Here is a 21,610-nt window from a genome sequence, read left to right as displayed (position 1 = left end):
GCCGGTCCTGCCTACCACCGCATGCGCACCCCAAGGCTACCAATCAGTCCATTCAAATCATTGTCATCCACATCACTGCTGTAATCGGCACTCACAAACAACGCCACCGAAGGCGTCACCCGCGCCACCAGCCCCAACCCCAACTCCACCGTGGTCGAGTAGCGTGAACTGGAGATCTTGTCGACCTGGTCCAGCTTCACCTCGTCAGGATTGCTGAAGTCATACCACACGTTGGTCCGCACATAGGGTTCGATGGGCATGCCGCGCACTTCGTAACGCCCGGACAACCTGGCACCCACCCGGCCACTCCAGCTCGGCTGGCTGTCAAAGGCCCGCAACGTTTCTTCCTGTACCTGATTACCGGGGAAGAACTGCTGGTTGATCAACTGTGCCTGGGGCTCGATCACCCAGTTGCCACCCAGGCGAATCGGGTAGCCGCCTTCTACCGAAAAGGTCATTGCGTGGCCGCTGTCGTCCAGGCGCTGGCCGTTTTCACCACGGCCCAGCACATCGATGCGCGACCCCATGGCCACGGCGTCCAGGTGCCAGCCCTGCTCATGGGTCATGCTCCAGTAAACGCCCAGGCTTTCCCCGCTCAGGTTCACCGCATTGCGCTGTTTGTCGCCCAGCAGTGGGCGCATGCCGTTGAAGCTGCTCTGCAGGTTGTTGTGCCCCACGAAAATTCCCGCGCGGTGCACATTGCCCGCTGCAGTTTCACGCACGAACAGGTCCGGGCCGATCATCAGTTGCTGGCTGGGGGCCTCCAGCTGGTCTGGGGGCAGTGCGCCTTTGCGCGAGGTGGTGGGGAAGAACTGCGCCCACTGGCTGGCGACCAGGTCGGGTGCCGCCTGCCCGTGGCGCTCGCTCATCTTCTGCGAAAACGCATTCAGCGTACCCATACTCAAACCACTGGCGCTGACGGGGTCGAGCGACAGCGGCGGCATTGCAGGCTGCTGCAAAAAGCCGGGAGAGGTGGGGTCATCCTGCAATTCGTACGCGAAAGTTTCCACTGGGGTTGCCAGAAGCAGCGACGTGGAAACCGCGTAGAAAATGCTGTCGAAGCGCAAGGGGTTCGAGGTGCATTTCATGGCGGATCTCCTTTGTTTTTGTGGGGTACAGCCCGAGGACCTGGCCTGTTGTCACGAGCTGTACGGCAAAAACAGGGGGCGACCCAAACCAGCACGCCAGCTTTCGCAAGCGCGCACAAAGGCGCGAGCTAGAGGCCCGGCGCGAGATCTTTACTGCTAGGTAATGTTCAGCTAAGGAGAGGACGCCGCTTGCGTCAAGAAAGCGTGAAGAATCTGTTCACGCTTCGTGGTTTGGTTCAAACCCTTGATTTGTTGAGCAAATGAGTAGGGTATAGCGGGGTTCGCTATTTGCCGCACCCTGGCTATGAAGAATGATTGCTAGCGCCTCACCTGGACGGCCAATGGCAGGTGATTCAGTCTTCCTCGTGCTGCAACACCATCAGCAGCATCGACCGCCCTGTGACCTCGAACGTGCTGTCGAACTGCAGGTGCTGCCCCTTGCGTAGCTCCGGCCGGTCGGTATCCACCAGGCAGCTCCAGTATTCGCCCTCGGGCACCGCCGGTAACTTGAATGGCACGCTGTCATGGTGGGCATTGACGATCAGCAGCACGGTGGCCTCGGCACCTGGTCGGGCAATGCCACTCACCTGCGCGCGGCCGTCGATCAGCATGCCCAGGCAACGCCCATGCGGGTCTTCCCATTGCGCCACGCTCATTTCGCTGCCATCCGGCGCCAGCCAGGTCACGTCCTTGACCCCGATCGTCTCATTGTAGTCCCCCACCAAAAAGCGCGAGCGGCGCAACACCGGGTAGGTAAGGCGTAGGCGGGTGAGGCGTTTGACGAAGGCCAGCAGTTCCTCGCCGTCCTGGTCCAGGTCCCAGTTCACCCAGCCGATCTCGCTGTCCTGGCAGTAGGCGTTGTTGTTGCCATGCTGGGTTCGGCTGAACTCATCACCGGCAACGATCATCGGCGTGCCTTGAGCCAGCAGCAAGGTGGCGAAGTAGTTGCGCATCTGGCGCATGCGCAGGGCATTGATGCCCGGGTCGTCGGTGGGCCCTTCCACGCCGCAGTTCCACGACAGGTTGTTGTCGGTGCCGTCCTGGTTGTTCTCGTCGTTGTCTTCGTTGTGCTTGTGGTTGTAAGACACCAGGTCGCGCAGGGTGAAACCGTCGTGGGCGGTGACGAAGTTGACCGAAGCATACGGGCGCCGGCCACGGTTGTTGAACATGTCGCCTGAGGCGGTCATGCGTGAGGCAAAATCGGCCAGTTGGCCCTCGTCACCCTTCCAGAAGGCTCGCACGGTGTCGCGGAAGCGGTCGTTCCACTCGGCCCAGCCGGGGGCGAAATTGCCCACCTGGTAGCCACCTGGGCCGCAGTCCCAGGGTTCGGCAATCAGTTTGACCTGGCTCAGCATCGGGTCCTGGCGGCAGGCGACGAGGAAGCCATGGCGCTCGCTGTAGCCGTCGTGGTAGCGGCCAAGGATGGTCGCCAGGTCGAAGCGGAAGCCGTCCACATGCATTTCACCGGCCCAGTAGCGCAGCGAGTCGGTCACCAGTTGCAGCACGCAGGGGTGGCTCAGGTCCAGGGTGTTGCCGGTGCCGGAATCGTTGATGTAATAGCGTTTGTCGTCTGGCATCAGGCGGTAGTACGAGGCGTTGTCGATGCCGCGCATCGACAGGGTGGGGCCGCGCTCGTTGCCTTCGGCGGTGTGGTTGTAGACCACATCCAGAATCACCTCCAGCCCGGCGTCGTGCAGGTGCGCGACCATCTCCTTGAACTCGGCGATCTTGCCGCTGGCCAGGTAGCGCGGGTGGGGGGCGAAGAAGGCGATGCTGTTGTAGCCCCAGTAGTTGTTCAGGCCCTTGTCCAGCAGGTGCTGGTCGTTGACGAAGGCATGGATCGGCAGCAACTCGATGCTGGAAACGCCCAGCTCCTTGATGTGCTTGAGCAGCTCGTCATTGGCCATGCCAGCAAAGGTGCCACGTAGTTCCTCCGGTACGGCCGGGTGGCGCATGCTGATGCCGCGGGTGTGCGCTTCGTAGATGATGGTGCGTTCCCAGGGGATGAGCACGCGCTGGTCGCGGCCCCAGGTGAACGCGGGGTCGATCACCTTGCATTTGGGCACGAACGGCGCGCTGTCGCGTTCGTCGAACGACAGGTCGCCGTCGGGGTGGCCGATGGTGTAGCCGAACAGCGCCTCGGACCATTTCAGGCTGCCGACCAGCTGCTTGGCGTAGGGGTCGATCAGCAGTTTGTTGGGGTTGAAGCGGTGGCCGTTCTCTGGCTCGTAGGGGCCGTATACCCGGTAGCCGTAGACCAGCCCTGGGTGCGCATCAGGTAGGTAGCCGTGGTAGATCTCATCGGTGTATTCGGGTAGTTCGATGCGTTCGATTTCCTGCTCGCCGGTGGAGTCGAACAGGCACAGTTCGACCTTGGTGGCGTTGGCCGAAAACAGGGCGAAATTCACCCCAAGGCCATCCCAGGTGGCGCCGAGGGGGAAGGGCAGGCCTTCGCGGATGCGCGATGGTGCAACCGAGCGGGTTTTCTTTGGGGTGCGGGGGCTCATGGCAATCCTCGTAGGGCCTTGGTGGAAGAGGAATTCTGTTGTCCTGCACCGGCCTCTTCGCGGGTAAACCCGCTCCCACAAGTACCGCACAGCTTCTGAAACTTGTGCAGTACCTGTGGGAGCGGGTTTACCCGCGAAGAGGCCGGGCCAGGCTTAACCAGCAGATGGCTTTTTCACTGCCCGGGGCTTTTTCGCCGCAGCGGGTTTGACGCCCGGAAGGGCAGCTACCTTGGGGTCGGCAGGTGCTTTGGGCTCAGCTGCTACCTTGGGCTTGGCCGGCGCCCGCTTGCGCGGCTCCGCTTTCGGTGCCAGTGCCTCAGCCTCGGCTAGCTTGCGGGCCATGTCCCAGTGGCGCTCTTCCTCGCCTACAGGCTTACCCTCGGACTCCCAGATCTGGTAGGCAAATTCGCGAATTCGTTTTTCATCGACACTCATCATGACGCTCCTGATGCTCAAGATTGTTGTATCAACACGTTGACCGGAAACTCCGCCAGCACGGCGCTCAACATCAGCTCCCTTGAAGGGCTGACCGCCGCACAGGGGAAAAGTCCCGTCGAGTTGGCAGGCGACAAGGCAAACGGCAATACCAGCCGGGTGTCGTCCCAGTTCTGTGCCGGGATCAACGGGGTAGCAGCGCCACCCAGCAGGCCACTGGCCAGGCGCGGGGCGACGATGATGGCGCGTTCACCTTCACCCAGGCGGGCAAAGGCGATCACATGGTCTGCATGCCGGCCTTGCACCGTCAGCGGCAGGTAGGCGCCGAGGCGGAACAGGTCGGCGTGGGCCTGGCGGCAGTCCAGCAACCGGGCGATCAAGGCTTGCTTGATGCGGCCGTCGCGCCAGTGTGCCAGCAGCTCGGCGGCGGGCGTGGCATCGTCCAGGGTGGCACGCCTGCAAGCGTAGTCCACGGCGCGGCGGTTGTCCGGGTCGACCAGGCTGAAGTCCCAGTATTCGTTGCCCTGATACAGGTCGGGCACGCCGGGCGTGGTCATGCGCAGCATGGCCTGCACCAGGCCATTGAGGGCGCCGGGGCAGGCCAGCAGTTGCGCGGCATCCGCCACGGATTTGCGCAGTTGCTGGTTCTGGCTGTCCAGCAGCAGGCCGTCGATGTAGCGGGCACAGGCGTTTTCGTAGGCCTCGTTCGGCGCGCTCCAGCTGCTGCGCAACTTGGCTTCGCGCAGGGCCTTCTGCTGCCATTGGCGGATACGCTCGGCATATCGGCGCAGGCTGTTATCGTCGTGCAGGTCGAGGTTCAGCGGCCAACTGCCGAGCAGGGTTTGCAACAGCATCAGCTCGTCGCCGGGGCTGGGGGCCAGGCCATCGTCCAGCTGCGTACGCAGGGGCTCGGCCAGTTCGCGCCAATGCGCCACCCGGCTGGCCAGCCACGGGCCGCGTTCGCTGAGCACGGCCAGGCGTGCACGGGTGTCTTCGCCACGCTTGTGGTCATGGGTGGCGGTGGCCAGCAGGTTGTCGGGAAAGTCGCGCAGGCGCCGCTGGGCTTCGTTGTGAACGTGCATGGGCGGGGCGCTGAAACGCTCGGCCTCGAAGCCCACGTCGTTGCGCGACAGCAGCCGGGCGCTGCGGTAGAAGGCGGTGTCCTCCACGGCCTTGGCCGCGCTGGGCGCAGTCAACTGCTGGAAGCGCACGCAGGCATGGCGCAACTGCTTGCGGGCACGACCGGGTGGCAGGTGCCGCCAGGCTTGCCCGCCCAGCCATTGTTCAAGGTGTTCCAGTAACGGCCAGTCGCCTTCACCGAGGTCCTGCCGAGCGTTGACCAGTGCTTGCTGGAAAAAGCGTTCGTCTTCAGCCGGGCGCCCACAGGCATTGAAGTAGGTGCGGTACACCGGGTAATGCGCCGCCAGTGCCTGCAAGGCCCGGCGAATGGCGCCCAGGGTCAGGTCGCGGGTCATCAGGTCGTTGCGGGCGACCTGCAACAGCGCCTGGGCGACCGATTCACAGTCACCGGCCAAACTGGCGTTGAGCACCAGGTGGCGGGCCTGACGCACTTCTTCGGAAAAGTCCGGCCGTTCGGTGACGTTGGCCCACAGCTCGGTCAGCGGCGCTTCACCGGCTGGGTCGTGTTGCAGCAGCGAGACCTGGTTCATGAACTCGTAGCCGGTGGTGCCGTCGGTGAGCCAGTCGCGGTGCAGGTGCTCGTCGGCGCCGAGGATCTTCTCGACGTAGATCGGGAAGTGCTCAAGGGCAGCATTCAATGGCCGCTGCGCCAACAGGCCATCGACCCGCCGACGCAGTTTGCGGCAGTAGCCGCGCGGGTCGGCCAAGCCGTCGATATGGTCGATGCGCAGGCCGTCGACCAGACCGCGTTCGACCAGCTCGAACAGCTTGGCGTGGGTGGCCTCGAACACCGCCGGGCGCTCCACGCGCAGCCCGCCGAGCTCGTTGATGTCGAAAAAACGCCGCCAGTTGATGTCGTCGGCGGCGGTGCGCCAGCTGGCCAGGCGGTAGGTTTGGCGCTCCAGCAGCAGGTGCAGGCGCTTGAAGCCATTTTCTGCGCGGCTGTCGAATGCCACCAGCGCCGATTCCAGGTCGGCACCTTCGCGGACCAAGCGTGCCAGTTCGGTGTGTAGGGGGAGGGCATCGTCCAGCGCGGTGGTCGATTCGGCCAATGCCGTGAAGTGCTCGGCCAGGGCCTTGAGTGCGGGCTCCGGGCTAAGTGCGAGAATCCAGCCATAGTCGACAGGGCAGATCGGGAAGCGGTGCTCGTAATGGGCGATTTGCAGCGTGCCTTGCTGCCTGTCGAATTCAAGCGGTATCTCGCCATTCTTCAGGGCTATGCCGTAGTCGCTGGCCAGAAACGGCAGCAGCAGTTGCCCGGCCAGCAGCGGATCGCTGGAGTGCCACTGGATATCGAAGAACTCGGCATACGGGCTGCGCCGGCCCCAGGCCAGCAGGCTTTGCCACCAGGGGTTGTCGGCGCCGCCCACGGCCATGTGATTGGACACCGTGTCGAGGATCAGCCCCATGCCGTGCTGGCGCAGGGCCGCGACCATCCGTTGCAGCGCCGCCTCGCCGCCCAGTTCGGGGTTGACGCAGGTCGGGTCGACCACGTCATAGCCGTGGCGCGAGCCGGCGCGGGCCTTGAGGAGGGGGGACGCATACAGGTGACTGATGCCCAGTTGGGCGAAGTACGGCACCAGCGGCACGGCATGATCGAGGGTGAAGTCGCTGTGAAACTGCAGGCGCAGGGTCGCGGTCAGCGGCTTCATCGGTCACGCTCCCAGGCCTGTTCACGGGCTTGGGCCAGCAGCTCCAGGCGCCGCGCCGCGTCCTCGTCGTCGAGCAGGTCACGCACTGGCAGGGCGAAGCGCCGGCGCCAGTTGGGGTGTCCGGCGGTGGTGCCCGGCAGGTTGGGTTGCTCGTCGCTGCCCAGCAGGTCTTCGAGCGGTACCAACACCAGGGGCGCGCGGGTATGGCCCACATAGCGGATGGCCGCGTCGATCAGCGCGTCGTTATCTTTCAGGGCGCCGTAGTTGGCCTCCAGGGTGCGGCGCAAACCGTCGTGCTCTTTTTGACGGTCGTGGCGCCAGTGCAGTTCGGTGGCGGCATCGATCAGTTGCAGGCGGTGGCTCCACTCGATGTCGCGGTTTTCCAGCCAGCCTGCGAGTGGCGCCAGGTCATGGGTGCCGGTGGTGGCCAGGGCGTTGTCCGGCCAGTCCAGAATCGGCTTGAAGTGGCCCGGCTGGGTTTGCTCGAAGGGCAGCACGCGCATGCCCAGTACCGCCTTTTCGGCCAGTGTTTCGCGCAGGCCATCGGGCACGGTGCCCAGGTCTTCGCCAAGAATGATCGCCTGGTGGCGCACCGACTCCAGAGCCAGCAAGCGCAGCAGGTCGTCTAGCGGGTAATTGAGGTAGGCGCCTTCGCTGGGTTTGGCCCCTTGCGGGATCAGCCATAGCCGGCGCAGGCCCATTACATGGTCGATGCGCAGGCCACCAGCATGGGCCAGGTTGGCCCGCAGCATTTCGATGAACGCGCGGTAGCCGTTGCGCTTCAGCCCTTCAGGTGAAAACGCGCAGATGCCCCAGTCCTGCCCGGCACGGTTGAGAATGTCGGGCGGCGCGCCTACTTTCAGGCCCGCCAGCAGTTCGTCCTGGCGGCTCCAGGCCTGGCTGCCGGCACCGTCGGCACCCACGGCCAGGTCGGCGATCAGGCCAACGGTCATGCCGTTGCTGCGGGCAGCCTCCTGGGCACGTTGCAGGCCGCGCTCGGTCAGCCATTGGCAAAAGGCATGGAACTCGACCCTGGCCGGGTAGGCGTTGGCAAAGGCTTCCACTTCCGCGTGGTACGGGTCGTGCCAGGCTTTGGGCCAGTTGCGCCAGTCGGCGCCCAGGCCATGCTCCACCGCCTGCGCTTGCAATACCTCGAAGCGGCAGTGGTGCTCCAGGGACTGGCCACCGGCCTCGCGGAAACTGTCGAAATCCCTGCGCAGCGGGTGCTCGCCCTGGCTGAAGCCTTGGTACAGCGCTTCGAGCAGGCGCAAGCGGGCGCTGGCGGCGCGTGGCCAGTCGACCAATGAGCGTTGCTCCAGGTCTTCCAACTGCTGCTCCAGACCGCAGGCTTCGATGGCCATGCGCACCTCCCGTTCACCCAGCAGGGCGGCGGGGCTGGCGTAAAGAGTATTGAGTAACAGGCGGCTGGAGGGCGAGTAAGGGCTGTAGTGTTCCTGATCGATGGCCGACAGGGCGTGGATCGGGCTGATGGCCAAGGCATCGGCGCCGCGCTCGGCAGCCGCACGGGCCAGTTGCTCCAAGGCCAGGCAGTCGCCGTAGCCGCCATCGCCGGGGCGGCGCAAGCTATACAGCTGCACGGCCAGGCCCCAGCAGCGTGGCGGCGGTTGCGGCACCTTGTCTTCCAGGCTGTGACAGCGAGGCGGTGCCACGGCCACGGTGAAGCGGCGACTGTCGATTTCCACCTGGTGGTAGCCGATGGGCAGTTCGCCAGGCAGGCGCGCCTGGCTGTCGAGGCTGAGGGTAAGCGAGGCGTAGTCTTCCAGGGTGCAGTGCACAACGCTGGCGGCACTGAAGTAGCGTGCCAGTGGCAGTGGCTGGCCAAGGTCGGCAGTGAGTAGCGGTGGCAAATGCTCGCTGTCTTCGGCAGCTTCCACGGCGCGCAGGCTAGCGGCAATGGCGGCGTCATCGGCGGCGGGGTGGCCCAGGCCTTCGAGAATGTTGCGCAACACTTCGTCACTGACGCGCTGGGGCCGGGCATTGGCGTCGATCCAGTCGCGGCTCAACCCGACGCGGTTTGCCAAGCGGTGCAGGGCGGTTTCGCTCATGGGCGCTCCAGGGCAAGGGGAAGCAGGCTGACCACACAGCTGTAGGCGGCCAGTTCGGTATCGGAGTGTCGGGTGTCGCTGCTGTCGAACAGCCGGGTGGGCACAGCTGGCAATTCGATTGACTGCGGGGTGTCGGCCAGGTTCAGGTCGATGCGCAGGGTGTTGCCATCGCCCAGGCGCCAGCGTGCGGTCAGCGCCTTGTCGCCGTGCACGTCGGTGCCCAGCGCGCGGCAGCCGGGCAGGTGCGGGGTGACATGGCGGCGGCGCAGGTCGAGCAACTGCTGGTACAGGCCGTGCCAGCCAGCGATTACTTCCTTGGTTTGCGGGCGTGATGCCTCGAAGGTCTGTTCGGCATTGGGGTCGGGGATGTGCGCGCGTTGCTCGGGGTCGGCGAACGCGGTGAAGTGGGCGAACTCGCCGCGTCGGCCTTCGCGCACAGCGTCGGCCAGTTGGTCATGGAAATCGGTAAAGAACAGGAAGGGGCGGCAGCTGCCATCGTCATCGCCCATGAACAGCAGCGGGATCATCGGCGCCAGCAGCAACAGACCAGTAGCCGCACGCAGGGCTGGCGGCGGGCACAGGCGGGTGAGGCGTTCGCCCAGGGCGCGGTTGCCGACCTGGTCGTGGTTCTGCAGGAACAACACGAAGGCGCTGGGCGGCAGGTGCCCGCTGGGCTCGCCGCGTGGCGTGCCATGCCGGTTGGCCTGGCCCTGGAACACGAAACCTTCGCCAAGGCAGCGCGCCAATTGGTCGATGGGGCGTTGCTGGTAGTCGGCGTAGTAGCCTTCGGTTTCGCCGGTCAGCAGCACATGCAAGGCATTGTGGCCGTCGTCGTTCCACTGGGCGTCGAAGCCTTGCTCCAGCAGGCCGGCCTGGTTGTGCTCGTTCTCCAGCACCAGCCACACCTGGCGGCCGGGCTCAACGGCGGCACGTACGCGCTGCGCCAGCTCGATCAGAAAGTCGGGCTGGTCGATGGCATGCACGGCATCCAGGCGCAGGCCGTCACAGCGGTAGTCGCACAGCCACATCAGTGCATTCTGGATAAAGTACTCGCGCACCTGCGGGCGGCGGAAATCGATGGCGGCGCCCCAGGGCGTTTGCCGGTCTTCGCGGAAGAACGGGCTGGCGTATTGATGCAGGTAATTGCCGTCGGGGCCGAAGTGGTTGTACACCACGTCCACCAGCACCATCAGCCCGTGACCGTGGGCCTGGTCGACCAGGGCACACAGTTGCTCGGGGCTGCCGTAGGTGTTTTGTGGCGCGTACGGCAGCACGCCGTCGTAGCCCCAGTTGCGCTCGCCGGGAAACTGCCCAAGCGGCATCAGTTCGATGGCACTGATGCCGAGTTCGGCAAGGCGCGGCAGCTGCCGGGTAACCCCTGCGTAACCGTCGAGCAGGCCCACATGCAGTTCCTGGATCACTGCCTCATGCCAGGGGCGGCCTTGCCAGGGGTGTTGCCAGGGATAACCGGTCACATCCACCACCTGGCTCGGCCCCTGCACGCCGTCAGGCTGGTAGCGCGAGGCCGGGTCGGCCACCTGCAGTTCACCGTCGATACGGTAGTGGTATCGGTCACCGGCCTGGCACGCGGCCACGCCGGTGTACCATCCGTCCTCTTCGGGCAGCAGCTCAATGGCCGGCTGCTGCTCCAGTTCTACGCTCACGCTGCGCGCATCGGGTGCCCAGAGGGCGAAGCGCGCCGACGTGGCGTCCAGCAAGTGTGCGCCATGCCTGTGCATCTTCTGGCCCCCGCTCAGTAGTGGCTCAGCTGTGCCTGCTTGACCAGGTCCTCGTAGAGGCGGGCATAGGGTTCCACCGCCTGGCACCAGTTGAACGGCTGAGTCATCGACAGGCAGCGCATGGCATTCAGCAGGTCCTTCTTGCCGTACACATAGAAGGCGCGGCTGAGTGCCTGGCGGTAGCTCTCGACGGTCGACTCGTTGAACAGAAAACCCGTGACGCCGCACTCGATGGTGTCGGCCAGGCCGCCGGTGTTGCGCGCCACCGGCAGCGAGCCGAAGCGTTGTGCATACATCTGGCTGAGCCCGCACGGCTCGTAGCGCGACGGCATCAGCAAGAAGTCGCTGCCGGCGAACATGCGCCGTGCGTCGGTTTCGTTGAAGCCGATGCGCACGCCGATGCGGCCCGGGTGGCGCAGCGCCAGCTCGCGCATGGCCTGCTCTTCTTCCGGCTCGCCACGGCCGATGATCGCGATCTGCCCACCTTGCTCGACGATGTAGTCGGCCACGCCCAAGGTCAGGTCCAGGCCCTTCTGGTAGACCAGCCGCGAGACCACCGCAAACAGCGGGCCTTCGGAAGGGTCGAGGTCGAACAATGCGCGCACTTCCTGGGTGTTGCGCGCCTTGCCTTCCCAGTCGTTGATGCTGAAGTTGTGCTGCAGGTGCTTGTCGGTGGCCGAATCCCAGCTTTCGTCAATGCCATTGGGGATGCCGCCTAGCAGGCCTTGCTGAGCCTTGCTGGCCAGGAAACCGTCCAGGCCGCAGCCAAATTCCGGCGTGGTGATTTCCCGGGCATAAGTGGCGCTGACCGTGGTGATGTGGCTGGAGTAGGCCAAGCCGGCCTTGAGGAACGACAGCTTGCCGTAGAACTCCATGCCTTCCTGCTGCATGGCATGGTCGGGGATTGCCAGCTCCGGGCTGCAACCACGGCTGTACACACCCTGGTAAGCCAGGTTGTGAATGGTGAACAGGGTAGGCGTGTTCAGCCCGCGCCAGTGCATGTAGGCCGGTGCCAGGCCGGCGGGCCAGTCATGGGCGTGCACCACTTCGGGCTGCCAGTGGATCTTGCCTTCGCCCGCAGCGATTTCGGCGGCGGCCAGGCCCAGGCGGGCGAAGCGGATGTGGTTGTCGGGCCAGTCGCGGCCATTGTTGGCACCATAGGGTGTGCCGTCGCGCTGATACAGTTCGGGGCAGATCAGCACATAGATGACCAGGCCGTCGGCCATGTCCATACGCCCGATCTTGCACGGCGGCAGGGCGGCGTGGCCACCCAGTTCACCGACGATGTGGATGGGGTTGTCGCTTTCCATCACCTGGCGGTAGCCAGGTATCAGCACCCGTACATCGTGCAAGTGTGCCAAGGCGCGGGGCAGGGCGGCGGACACGTCACCCAGGCCACCGGTTTTCACCAGGTCGGCGATTTCCGACGTCACGAACAGGATCTTGCGTTTGTTGGGGTTGTGCTGGCGCTGGGCGCCCGGTGCCGTGCCTGTCTTGGCGAAATCCGGGGTGAGCGGCTCGCGGTTGTCCGGGTTGAATGAATCTACGTGAGGCTCGACAGCGGCACTGATCATACTTCTCTCCGTCCCTATGCTTGGCCGGGTGCTGGCACCCGTGGCGATATATCGTGCTGGTTCTCTCTGGTTCGAATCTGTGTAGTGCGTTCCTTGCCCCTGAGTCGTGCGCGCAGGCACAGCGCTGTCGGCATTCCGGCCGCAGGCGATTGGACTGGTTGGGGTGGGTGGGCCGTGGCTGGGAATGTCCCATGCGTGTGGCCTACTTAAGTTGCTGACCCGCCGGCTTTCCTTAAAGTTCGACTTTTTTACGTCACTCTTCCCTTGAGCAAATGGCGGGCCGAAAACCGAGTGTAGGAGAGAAAGCGATAAAAAGGTGACCCACTGGTCACTATTGTTAGGTGCGAAATAGACGCAAACGTTGGCGTTTGTGACCGGATGTGAAAAGGTTTGCCGAAGGCGTTTTGCGGGTGCGCCAAATTGTGGCTGGAGTGGGCGGTTGCACCATAGTGGGGCATTGGATGGGCGTTTGCTTCTTCGCGGGTGAACCCGCTCCCACAGGTTATGTGGGATATCAGAGGCAACATGAATCCTGTGGGAGCGGGTTTACCCGCGAAGGGGACTGACCTGGAAAAGTAGAGTCAGCAGGTGGGAGCCCTACAGCCCCCACTGAGAGGAGGGAAAGATCAGAGGCTGACGGCCTTGCCGTCGGTACGCGCCTGCGCCAGCAGCAGGTTCAGCTGGGCGACCTGCTGGCGCAGCTGGTCACGTTCGTCCTTCAATTTACGCAGCTCATCACGGCGCACGGAGACATAGAGTGTCTGGGTTGGGGTTGCAGGCATCAAGGTACCCATGAGCACACCTCGCGGTTTTGGCTGGTGACAAGTCAAAGCGTAGACGCTTCACGCGGGGCGCATTCTGAATTCTTTCGCAGGCCTTGGGAACTTTTTTGTTTATCGTGGTCTCGCCGTTCGTCGCTGAACCCTCGTACGGCAGGCTGGACTAATCTGAAAAGCTGGACTGTGTTGTCATCCATTTTGAAAAGGGGAGCATCGGCTCATGCAACTGGGAATCGTCGGGCTGGGCCGCATGGGCGGCAATATCGCAAGGCGCCTGATGCGCGCCGGCCACCGCACCGTGGTGCATGACCGCAACCGTGCGGCCATCACCGGGCTGGAAGGCGAGGGCGCCCAGGGCGCGCACGACCTCGGTGCACTGGTACAAAAGCTCAAGGCACCGCGTGCGGTGTGGGTCATGCTTCCGGCGGGCGAGCCTACCGAGCAGACGATCGCCCAATTGGCCGAACTGCTGGAGCCGGGCGATGCAATCATCGACGGCGGCAACACCTTCTACAAGGACGACATGCGCCGCGCCGCTGAGTTGGCAAAACGCGGGCTGCATTACCTGGACGTGGGCACCTCCGGCGGCGTATGGGGCCTGGACCGTGGCTACTGCATGATGATCGGCGGCGAGAAGGACGTGTTCGAGCGCCTGGAGCCGCTGTTCAAGGCGCTGGCGCCGGGCGTGGGCGACATTCCGCGTACCCACGGCCGCAGCGGCGAGCACCAGCGTGCCGAACACGGCTACATCCACGCAGGCCCCCCGGGCGCCGGGCATTACGTGAAAATGGTGCACAACGGCATCGAATACGGCCTGATGCAGGCCTATGCCGAAGGCTTCGACCTGCTGCGCAGCAAGGGCGGCAACGAGCTGCCCGAAGACCAGCGCTTTGACCTGAACGTGGCCGAAATCGCCGAAGTGTGGCGGCGTGGCAGCGTGGTCACCTCGTGGCTGCTTGACCTTACCGCCGATGCGTTGGTGGCCGACCCGCAGCTGTCGCAGTTCAGTGGCTCGGTGTCCGACAGTGGCGAGGGGCGCTGGACCATCGATGCTGCCGTGGAACAGGCAGTGCCCGTGCCGGTGCTATCAAGTGCACTGTTCGCCCGCTTCCGTTCGCGGCAGCAGCAGGGCACCTACGGCGACAAGATCCTCTCGGCCATGCGCCTGGGCTTTGGTGGCCATGTCGAGAAGAAAGCCGAATGACCAAACAGACCATTCCTGCTGCACCGCCTTGCACCCTGTTCCTGTTCGGCGCCAATGGCGACCTGGTCAAGCGCCTGCTGATGCCGGCGCTGTACAACCTCAGTCGTGACGGTTTGCTGGACCGCAACCTGCGCATTGTCGGCGTCGACCACAATCCGGCCAGCGCCGAGGATTTTGCCGGGCGCCTGCATGCGTTCATGGTCGAACGGGACAAGGGCACGGCCAAATGCCTGGACGAGAAGCTTTGGGCACGCCTGGCCAAGCGCCTGGATTACCAGACCGGCGATTTCCTCGATCCGGCGACCTATCAGGCCATCGCCAAGCGTATCGAAAAGACTCGCCATGGCAATGCGATTTTCTACCTGGCGACCTCGCCGCGCTTCTTCCCCGAAGTGGCCCAGCGCCTGGGGCAGGCGGGCTTGCTCGATGAGTCCGACGGGGGCTTTCGCCGCGTGGTGGTCGAGAAGCCGTTCGGCACCGACCTGGCCAGCGCCGAGGCGCTCAACGCCTGCCTGCTGAAGGTGATGGGCGAGCGGCAGATCTACCGTATCGACCATTACCTGGGCAAAGAGACGGTGCAGAACATCCTGGTCAGCCGTTTTTCCAACGGCTTGTTCGAATCGTTCTGGAACAACCACTACATCGACCATGTGCAGATCACCGCTGCTGAGACTGTCGGCGTCGAAACGCGTGGCGCGTTCTACGACAGCACCGGGGCCTTGCGCGACATGGTCCCCAACCACTTGTTCCAGTTACTGGCGATGGTGGCCATGGAGCCACCCGCTGCGTTCGGCGCCGATGCCGTGCGCAGTGAAAAGGCCAAGGTGGTCGGCGCCATCCGCCCGTGGTCGGCGAAAATGGCCCTGAAAAATTCCGTGCGCGGCCAGTACGTCGTCGGCAAGCAGGGGCGCAAGCCGTTGCCCGGCTACCGCCAGGAGGCCAATGTCGCTGCCCACAGCCAGACCGAAACCTTCGTGGCACTGAAGGTCATGATCGACAACTGGCGCTGGGCTGGCGTGCCGTTCTACCTGCGCACCGGCAAGCGCATGAGCGTGCGCGACACGGAAATCGCCATCTGCTTCAAGCCCGCGCCCTATGCGCAGTTTCGCGAGTCGGAGCTGGAGCGGCCCAAGCCCAACTACCTGAAGATCCAGATTCAGCCCAACGAAGGCATGTGGTTCGACCTGCAGGCCAAGCGGCCGGGGCCGGAGTTGGTGATGGAGAACGTCGAGCTGGGCTTTGCCTACAAGGACTTCTTCAAGATGACCCCGGCGACCGGCTACGAGACGCTGATCTACGACTGCCTGACCGGTGACCAGACCCTGTTCCAGCGGGCAGACAACATCGAGAACGGTTGGCGGGCGGTGCAGCCGTTTCTCGATGCCTGGGCGCAGGGGGGCGAGGTGCATGAGTACCCCGCGGGTGACGATGGGCCCGAGGCTGGCAATGAACTGCTGGCGCGGGACAAGCGTGAGTGGCACCGGTTGGGGTGAGATGTTTGTGAGCCTGTACCGGCCCTTTCGCGGGCAAGCCCGCTCCCACAGGGATGTCACCGGTTTCAAGTCATGTGCTGAACCTGTGGGAGCGGGCTTGCCCGCGAAGAGGCCGGCACAGGCAAACACACAATGGAGAGCCAATGCCCGCCCACATCGAAGACTACGCGCTGCTGGGCAACTGCCGCAGCGCCGCCCTGGTCAGCCGCAGCGCCGCCCTGGTCAGCCGCGACGGCTCACTCGACTGGCTGTGCCTGCCACGCTTCGACGCCCCAGCCGTATTCGCCGCACTGCTGGGCAACGAAGAAAACGGCCGCTGGAGCCTGGCCCCCAGCGACCCGGTCGAGCACCGCAGCCGGCGCTATCTGGACGACACTCTGGTGCTGGAAACCACCTGGGTCACCGCCACTGGCCGTGCCCGCGTGCTCGACTTCATGCCCTTGGGCGAAGTCAATTCGGTGGTGCGAATCGTCGAGGGCATCTCTGGTGAAACCAACTTCGAAATGGACTTGGTCATGCGCTTCGACTACGGGCGCAGCGTGCCCTGGGTGGAGCGGCTCGACCCACTCACGCTCAGCGCCGTCGCTGGCCCTGACCGGCTGATCCTGTGCAGCACCGTGCCGCCGCATGCCCGCGACCACCATACCGTCGCCCGTTTTCGCGTTGGTACAGGTGAGCGGCATATCTTCAGCCTGCGCCACCAGCCTTCGCACCTGCCAGTGCAACCCGACTGCGACAGTGACCAGGCCCTGGCCCACACCATCGACCAATGGCAGGCCTTCGCCGCCCGTTGCCCGCAGGTAGGCCCCTACACGGCCCTGGTGCGCCGTTCGTTGCTTACCCTCAAGGCAATGACCTACGCGCCTACCGGCGGCATCGTCGCCGCCGTTACCACCTCGCTGCCCGAGCGCGTGGGTGGGGAGCGTAACTGGGACTACCGCTTCTGCTGGCTGCGCGACGCCACCATGACCTTGCTGGCGTTCATGAACCTCGGCTATTTCGACGAAGCCCAGGCCTGGCGTGAATGGCTGCTGCGTTCGGTGGCCGGCAACCCCGAACAGATGCAGATCATGTACGGCCTGGCTGGTGAACGGGATTTGCAGGAATACACCTTGCCGTGGCTGGCCGGTTACGAGCATTCGCAACCCGTGCGGGTGGGCAACGCCGCTTCGCAGCAGATGCAGCTGGACATCTACGGCGAACTGGCCGATGCCATGACCCAGGCGATCAAGGGCGGTTTGCCGCGCCACCCGCGCAGCGCTGCTATTTCCCGCTTGATCCTGCCCTATGTCGAGCGCATCTGGCGCGAGCCGGACGAAGGCATCTGGGAAGTACGCGGTGGCCGGCAGCAGTTCGTGCACTCCAAAGTGATGGCGTGGGTCGCCTTCGACCGCGCTGCGGGGCTGGCTGACACCACGGAGGAAGGCCGTGAGCGTGGGCGGCATTACCGACAGGTAGCCGATGAGATTCACCGTGAAGTCTGCGAGCGCGGCCTTGATGCCAGCGGTCGTTATTTCGTCCAGGCCTACGGTTCTACAGAAATGGACGCCAGCCTGTTGCAGGTCGCCCTGACCGGATTTCTGCCGGCAGATGATCCACGCTTTTCACGCACGCTTGAACAGATCGAACAGCGCTTGCTGAAGAACGGCCTGCTGTTGCGTTACGACAGCGACAGTTGCAGTGATGGCCTGACGCCCGGGGAGGGTACTTTCCTGGTGTGCTCGTTCTGGCTGGCTGACGTGTATGTATTACTCGGGCGCCAGGCAGAGGCGCAGGCGCTGTATGAACGCCTGACCGGCCTGTGCAACGACCTTGGCCTGCTGGCCGAGCAATATGACCCGGCCGGCCAGCGCATGCTCGGCAACTACCCACAAGCGTTCAGCCATATCGGCATCATCAACACTGCGCTGAACCTGCACCGGGCACAGTGCCCGGTGCGTGACCGGGCGAGTTGCACATAGGCGCGACGTGCACCAAGGGATTGCACCAGCCTGGAGCAAGCGGAGTAGACTAGGCCAAACCCCTTAGGCACGGAGCACCCATGGGCATTCGCGGTACTGATCGGCAGATCGACAACATCGAGTTCAATGTCAGCGATATCGCACGGAGCAAGGCCTTCTACGGCAGCGTGTTCGGCTGGGCGTTCACCGATTACGGGCCCACCTACACCGAGTTCAGCGATGGTCGCCTTACCGGGGGCTTCACCACCGGCGAGCCGGTACGCCCGGGTGGTCCGCTGGTCATTTTGTACGCTGACGACCTGGAGGCCACGCAGCAGCGGGTCGAGGCGGCGGGGGCGAAAATCAGCCGGGCAACTTTTGCCTTCCCCGGCGGGCGACGCTTCCACTTCATCGACCCGGACGGTTATGAACTGGCGGTGTGGACGGCCCAGGGCTGATGGCCAACCACAAGATCGAAATCCGCCGGCGCAATATCGAGAAGATTCTGCAGGCGGCGGAAAAGGTGTTCGCCGAAAAAGGCTATGGCGCCACGTCCATGGGCGATATTGCCGAACAGGCCGAGTTGCCGCGCTCCAACCTGCATTACTACTTCAGCACCAAGGACGACCTGTTCCGCGCGGTACTGCAAGACTTGCTGGACGTGTGGAAGCAGGACGCGCTGTGCTTCGAGAACTTCGACGACCCGCGCGTGGTGTTGACCAGTTACATCCGCGCCAAGATGGGCCATTCGCGTTCGCGGCCACTGGGCTCGAAAATCTGGGCCGAAGAGATGCTGCACGGGGCGCCGGTGCTGGGGGTGAACCTGGACGAAAGCCTGGTGCCCTGGGCCAAGATGAAGGAAGCCAAGATCCGCCGCTGGGTGGAGGAGGGGCGCATCCTGCCGGTGGAGCCGTCGGCGTTGCTGTACATGATCTGGGCCTCGACCCAGCATTACGCTGACTTTGGTTACCAGGTTGAACTGCTCAATGGCGGTGAGATGTTGTCGGACATGGCGTTCGAGAGTGCGGTGCAGACGGTGACCAGTGTGATTTTGCGGGGGATTGGGTTAGAGCCTTGATACAGCAAGTGGGGCCGCTGTGCGGCCCTTCGCGGGCAAGCCCGCTCCCACAGGAATTGCGCTGCCTTCAGAAACGGCGCGGTCCCTGTGGGAGCGGGCTTGCCCGCGAAGGGCTGCGCAGCAGCCCCTATCTGCCTCAACTGGCCTCGCGGTAGGGGTTACGCGGATCCTGCGTCCAGTTCAGGTACGGCTTGCCGGTATCCTGCGCCTGCATCTCGATGCAGCTTTCCACCGGGCAGGTGATCTGGCACAGGTTGCAGCCCACGCATTCCTCCTCGATCACGCTGTAGGCATGCGTACCGTCCGCCTTCAGCGTGCTGGCAATGGCCTGGTGCGAGGTGTCCTCACAGGCGATGTGGCAGCGCCCACAACCGATGCACGCCTCCTGGTCGATGTGGGCCACCGATTTATAGTTGATGTCCAGGTACTTCCAGTCGGTGGTATGCCCCACCGCCTGCCCGCGAAATGCTTCGATGCTGGCGTGCCCATGCTGGTCCATCCAGCGCGTCAGGCCATCTTTCATGTCTTCGACAATGCGGAAGCCGTGCAGCATCGCCGCTGTGCACACTTGCACGGCGCCGCTGCCCAGGGCCATGAACTCCGCCGCATCACGCCAGTTGCCGATGCCGCCAATGCCGCAGATCGGCAAGCCATGTGTTTCCGGGTCGCGGGCGATTTCCGCCACCATGTTCAGCGCAATCGGCTTTACCGCCGAACCGCAATAACCGCCATGGGTGCTCTGGTCACCGACAATGGGGTGGGCCACCATGCGGTCCAGGTCGACGCTGGTGATGGAGTTGATGGTGTTGATCAACGACACTGCATCGGCCCCGCCACGATGCGCGGCGCGGGCCGACTGGCGGATGTCGGTGATGTTCGGCGTCAGCTTCACGATCACCGGCAGCGAGCAGTACGTCTTGCACCAGCGGGTAACCCGCTCCACATACTCCGGCACCTGGCCAACAGCCGCGCCCATGCCGCGCTCCGGCATGCCGTGCGGGCAGCCGAAGTTAAGCTCGATGCCGTCGGCCCCGGTGGCCTCCACCAGCGGCAGGATGAACTTCCACGAGTCCTCCACGCAGGGCACCATCAGCGACACGATCAGTGCACGGTCAGGCCAGTCCTTCTTCACCTGGGTGATTTCGCGCAGGTTGATGTCCAGCGAACGGTCGGTGATCAGCTCGATGTTGTTGATGCCCTGCACCTGGCGGTTGGCACCGTAGTGCGCCGAATAGCGCGACGACACGTTGACCGCCGCCGGGTCCTCGCCCAGGGTTTTCCAGACCACGCCGCCCCAGCCGGCCTCGAACGCGCGGACCACGTTGTAGGCCTTGTCGGTGGGCGGCGCAGAAGCCAGCCAGAATGGGTTGGGTGCCTTGATGCCGGCAAACACGATAGACAAGTCGGCCATTTACGCTGCCTCCACGTTGAGCATGAGTCGGGCATGGATGGCCTCGGCGGCCAGCTTGCCGTGCTGTACGGCCTGGACAGTGAGGTCCTGGCCCAGGGCAGTGCAGTCGCCGCCGGCATACACGCCCGGCAGGCTGGTCTGCATGGTTTCGTCGACGCGGATGCGCTCACCCTCGCGGGCCAGCTGCGCGGCCACCTGGTCGGCGAGGCTGGCATCGTCGAAACGCTGCCCGATGGCCTTGAAGATGGCGTCGGCGGCCAGCTCGAAGGTTTCGCCCGTATCACGCAGGCGGCCGTCGACCAACTCGGTGCGGGCGAAGCGCATGCCGCGCACCTTGCCGGCGTGGTCCAGCAGCACGGCATCGGGGCGGGCCCAGGTGTGCAGGCGCACCTGGTTGGCTTTGGCGATCTCCTGTTCGTGGCCGGTGGCGCCCATGTCGGCATTGCCACGGCGGTACACGAGGTTGACATCGCGGGCGCCCAGGCGACTCATCTGTACGGCCATGTCGATGGCCGTGTTGCCGGCACCGATCACCAGGCAGCGGTCGGCCAAGGGCAATTGGCTCAGGTCATCGGCCTGGCGCAGTTCGCGGATGTACGCGGTGGCGGCGAGCAGGCCGGGGGCTTCTTCATCGGGCAGGCCCAACTGGCGCACGGCATTCAGGCCGAGGCCAAGGAATACCGCGTCGTACTGGTCGCGCAGCTCGCCCAGGCTGAGGTTGCCGCCCAGGCGCTGGCCATGGCGGATTTCGATGCCGCCGATGCCCAGCAGGAACTCCACCTCGCGCTGGGCGTAGTCGTCCACCAGTTTGTAGCGGGCGATACCGTACTCATTGAGGCCACCTGCCTTGTCGCTGGCCTCGAACACCACCACGTCGTGCCCATGCATGGCCAGCCGGTGGGCGCAGGACAGCCCGGCCGGGCCGGCGCCGACCACGGCGATACGCTTGCCGGTGGCCGGTGAACGCTTGAAGGGGTGCTCGGTGAAGTGGGCGTTGTCCAGCGCATAGCGTTGCAGCTGGCCGATCAGTACCGGTGCGCATTCCTGCGCGTTGTTGCGCACGCAGGCTTGCTGGCAGAGGATTTCGGTGGGGCACACGCGGGCGCAGCTGCCACCAAGGATATTGGCTGAAAGGATACGCTCGGCGGCGCCTTGCAGGTTTTCGTCGCTGATGCGGTGAATGAACGACGGGATGTCGATGTCGCTGGGGCACGCGTTGACGCAAGGTGCGTCGTAGCAGTACAGGCAGCGCGCGCTTTCAACGGCGGCCTGGCGGGCGGTGAGGGGTGGGGCCAGGTCGCTGAAGCGCTCGGCCAGCTGGTCGGCACCGGCCCGTGGGCGCGGCAAGTGGTTCAGGGCGTCGATCACGGTTGTAGCCTCTCTATTTTTATAAGTGGCTTGGAACGGGGGGCGCGGTGCGCCCCAATCGCCGGCAAGCCAGCTCCCACAGATACAGTGATGTCCTTGAGGTTGGTGCTATCCCTGTAAGAGCTGGTTCTGTCAG

General features: G+C 64.4%; 15 protein-coding genes. 5 read left to right on the top strand and 10 right to left on the bottom strand.

What is annotated here, in order from left to right:
- Nucleotides 1–11: 11 nt before the first annotated feature.
- The 8 genes from QQL85_RS21810 to QQL85_RS21775 form a co-directional block, all read right to left on the bottom strand.
- Nucleotides 12–1,088 carry an autotransporter domain-containing protein gene (locus QQL85_RS21810; protein WP_284356682.1) on the bottom strand — a complete coding sequence of 359 codons (1,077 nt, stop codon included), beginning with the start codon at nucleotides 1,086–1,088 and terminating at the stop codon, nucleotides 12–14.
- Nucleotides 1,089–1,441: 353 nt separating this feature from the next.
- A complete protein-coding gene (gene glgX, locus QQL85_RS21805; RefSeq protein ID WP_284356683.1) occupies nucleotides 1,442–3,595 on the bottom strand; it encodes a glycogen debranching protein GlgX in 2,154 nt (717 codons plus the stop codon).
- A 153-nt stretch (nucleotides 3,596–3,748) separates the two neighbouring features.
- Nucleotides 3,749–4,030, bottom strand: a complete 282-nt coding sequence (locus QQL85_RS21800; protein ID WP_434482164.1) for a DUF2934 domain-containing protein — start codon at nucleotides 4,028–4,030, stop codon at nucleotides 3,749–3,751.
- A 17-nt stretch (nucleotides 4,031–4,047) separates the two neighbouring features.
- Nucleotides 4,048–6,822, bottom strand: a complete 2,775-nt coding sequence (locus QQL85_RS21795) for a malto-oligosyltrehalose synthase (protein ID WP_284356685.1) — start codon at nucleotides 6,820–6,822, stop codon at nucleotides 4,048–4,050.
- Nucleotides 6,819–8,888 carry a 4-alpha-glucanotransferase gene (malQ, locus tag QQL85_RS21790; protein WP_284356686.1) on the bottom strand — a complete coding sequence of 690 codons (2,070 nt, stop codon included), beginning with the start codon at nucleotides 8,886–8,888 and terminating at the stop codon, nucleotides 6,819–6,821. Before malQ ends, QQL85_RS21795 begins: the two co-directional genes overlap by 4 nt.
- On the bottom strand, nucleotides 8,885–10,627 hold the full coding sequence (treZ, locus tag QQL85_RS21785) for a malto-oligosyltrehalose trehalohydrolase (RefSeq protein ID WP_284356687.1): 1,743 nt from the start codon (nucleotides 10,625–10,627) through the stop codon (nucleotides 8,885–8,887). Before treZ ends, malQ begins: the two co-directional genes overlap by 4 nt.
- A gap of 14 nt (nucleotides 10,628–10,641) precedes the next feature.
- Nucleotides 10,642–12,201, bottom strand: coding sequence for a glycogen synthase GlgA (glgA, locus tag QQL85_RS21780; RefSeq protein ID WP_284356688.1), 1,560 nt, complete (start codon nucleotides 12,199–12,201; stop codon nucleotides 10,642–10,644).
- A 626-nt stretch (nucleotides 12,202–12,827) separates the two neighbouring features.
- Nucleotides 12,828–12,995 (bottom strand): DUF6026 family protein, encoded by a 168-nt coding sequence (locus QQL85_RS21775; protein WP_013973320.1) that lies wholly within the window; start codon nucleotides 12,993–12,995, stop codon nucleotides 12,828–12,830.
- A gap of 205 nt (nucleotides 12,996–13,200) precedes the next feature.
- Between QQL85_RS21775 and gnd the strand changes: the two genes are divergently transcribed.
- The 5 genes from gnd to QQL85_RS21750 all read left to right on the top strand — a co-directional run bounded on the left by gnd (nucleotide 13,201) and on the right by QQL85_RS21750 (nucleotide 18,695).
- Nucleotides 13,201–14,184 carry a phosphogluconate dehydrogenase (NAD(+)-dependent, decarboxylating) gene (gene gnd, locus QQL85_RS21770; protein WP_284356689.1) on the top strand — a complete coding sequence of 328 codons (984 nt, stop codon included), beginning with the start codon at nucleotides 13,201–13,203 and terminating at the stop codon, nucleotides 14,182–14,184.
- Entirely contained in the window at nucleotides 14,181–15,677 is a 1,497-nt protein-coding gene (gene zwf, locus QQL85_RS21765) for a glucose-6-phosphate dehydrogenase (protein ID WP_284356690.1), read from the top strand. The genes gnd and zwf overlap by 4 nt, the downstream gene beginning before the upstream one ends.
- A 143-nt stretch (nucleotides 15,678–15,820) precedes the next feature.
- The gene (locus QQL85_RS21760) at nucleotides 15,821–17,638 is read left to right on the top strand and encodes a glycoside hydrolase family 15 protein (RefSeq protein WP_284356691.1); all 1,818 of its coding nucleotides are present in this window, start codon (nucleotides 15,821–15,823) and stop codon (nucleotides 17,636–17,638) included.
- Between the two features lie 80 nt (nucleotides 17,639–17,718).
- Nucleotides 17,719–18,075, top strand: coding sequence for a VOC family protein (locus tag QQL85_RS21755; RefSeq protein ID WP_016711527.1), 357 nt, complete (start codon nucleotides 17,719–17,721; stop codon nucleotides 18,073–18,075).
- A complete protein-coding gene (locus QQL85_RS21750; RefSeq protein WP_284356692.1) occupies nucleotides 18,075–18,695 on the top strand; it encodes a TetR/AcrR family transcriptional regulator in 621 nt (206 codons plus the stop codon). The genes QQL85_RS21755 and QQL85_RS21750 overlap by 1 nt, the downstream gene beginning before the upstream one ends.
- Before the next feature lie 136 nt (nucleotides 18,696–18,831).
- Here QQL85_RS21750 and preA read toward each other — a convergent pair whose 3' ends face one another.
- Together preA and QQL85_RS21740 are read right to left on the bottom strand one after the other, a co-directional pair.
- The gene (gene preA / locus QQL85_RS21745) at nucleotides 18,832–20,106 is read right to left on the bottom strand and encodes an NAD-dependent dihydropyrimidine dehydrogenase subunit PreA (RefSeq protein ID WP_284356693.1); all 1,275 of its coding nucleotides are present in this window, start codon (nucleotides 20,104–20,106) and stop codon (nucleotides 18,832–18,834) included.
- Nucleotides 20,107–21,474, bottom strand: coding sequence for an NAD(P)-dependent oxidoreductase (locus QQL85_RS21740; RefSeq protein WP_284356694.1), 1,368 nt, complete (start codon nucleotides 21,472–21,474; stop codon nucleotides 20,107–20,109). It abuts the gene before it with no gap.
- Nucleotides 21,475–21,610 lie beyond the last annotated feature (136 nt).

This window comes from Pseudomonas putida, from assembly GCF_030159595.1.
GTDB classification, from domain to species: Bacteria; Pseudomonadota; Gammaproteobacteria; order Pseudomonadales; family Pseudomonadaceae; genus Aquipseudomonas; species Aquipseudomonas putida_AC.
This window is presented reverse-complemented; position numbering and strand designations above follow the sequence as displayed.

Excerpts from the sequence above, each read along its gene's own strand:
- QQL85_RS21810 (WP_284356682.1), bottom strand. The coding sequence starts at position 1,088 with ATGAAATGCACCTCGAACCCCTTGCGCTTCGACAGCATTTTCTACGCG.
- glgX (WP_284356683.1), bottom strand. The coding sequence starts at position 3,595 with ATGAGCCCCCGCACCCCAAAGAAAACCCGCTCGGTTGCACCATCGCGC.
- QQL85_RS21800 (WP_434482164.1), bottom strand. The coding sequence starts at position 4,030 with ATGAGTGTCGATGAAAAACGAATTCGCGAATTTGCCTACCAGATCTGG.
- QQL85_RS21795 (WP_284356685.1), bottom strand. The coding sequence starts at position 6,822 with ATGAAGCCGCTGACCGCGACCCTGCGCCTGCAGTTTCACAGCGACTTC.
- malQ (WP_284356686.1), bottom strand. The coding sequence starts at position 8,888 with ATGAGCGAAACCGCCCTGCACCGCTTGGCAAACCGCGTCGGGTTGAGC.
- treZ (WP_284356687.1), bottom strand. The coding sequence starts at position 10,627 with ATGCACAGGCATGGCGCACACTTGCTGGACGCCACGTCGGCGCGCTTC.
- glgA (WP_284356688.1), bottom strand. The coding sequence starts at position 12,201 with ATGATCAGTGCCGCTGTCGAGCCTCACGTAGATTCATTCAACCCGGAC.
- QQL85_RS21775 (WP_013973320.1), bottom strand. The coding sequence starts at position 12,995 with ATGGGTACCTTGATGCCTGCAACCCCAACCCAGACACTCTATGTCTCC.
- gnd (WP_284356689.1), top strand. The coding sequence starts at position 13,201 with ATGCAACTGGGAATCGTCGGGCTGGGCCGCATGGGCGGCAATATCGCA.
- zwf (WP_284356690.1), top strand. The coding sequence starts at position 14,181 with ATGACCAAACAGACCATTCCTGCTGCACCGCCTTGCACCCTGTTCCTG.
- QQL85_RS21760 (WP_284356691.1), top strand. The coding sequence starts at position 15,821 with ATGCCCGCCCACATCGAAGACTACGCGCTGCTGGGCAACTGCCGCAGC.
- QQL85_RS21755 (WP_016711527.1), top strand. The coding sequence starts at position 17,719 with ATGGGCATTCGCGGTACTGATCGGCAGATCGACAACATCGAGTTCAAT.
- QQL85_RS21750 (WP_284356692.1), top strand. The coding sequence starts at position 18,075 with ATGGCCAACCACAAGATCGAAATCCGCCGGCGCAATATCGAGAAGATT.
- preA (WP_284356693.1), bottom strand. The coding sequence starts at position 20,106 with ATGGCCGACTTGTCTATCGTGTTTGCCGGCATCAAGGCACCCAACCCA.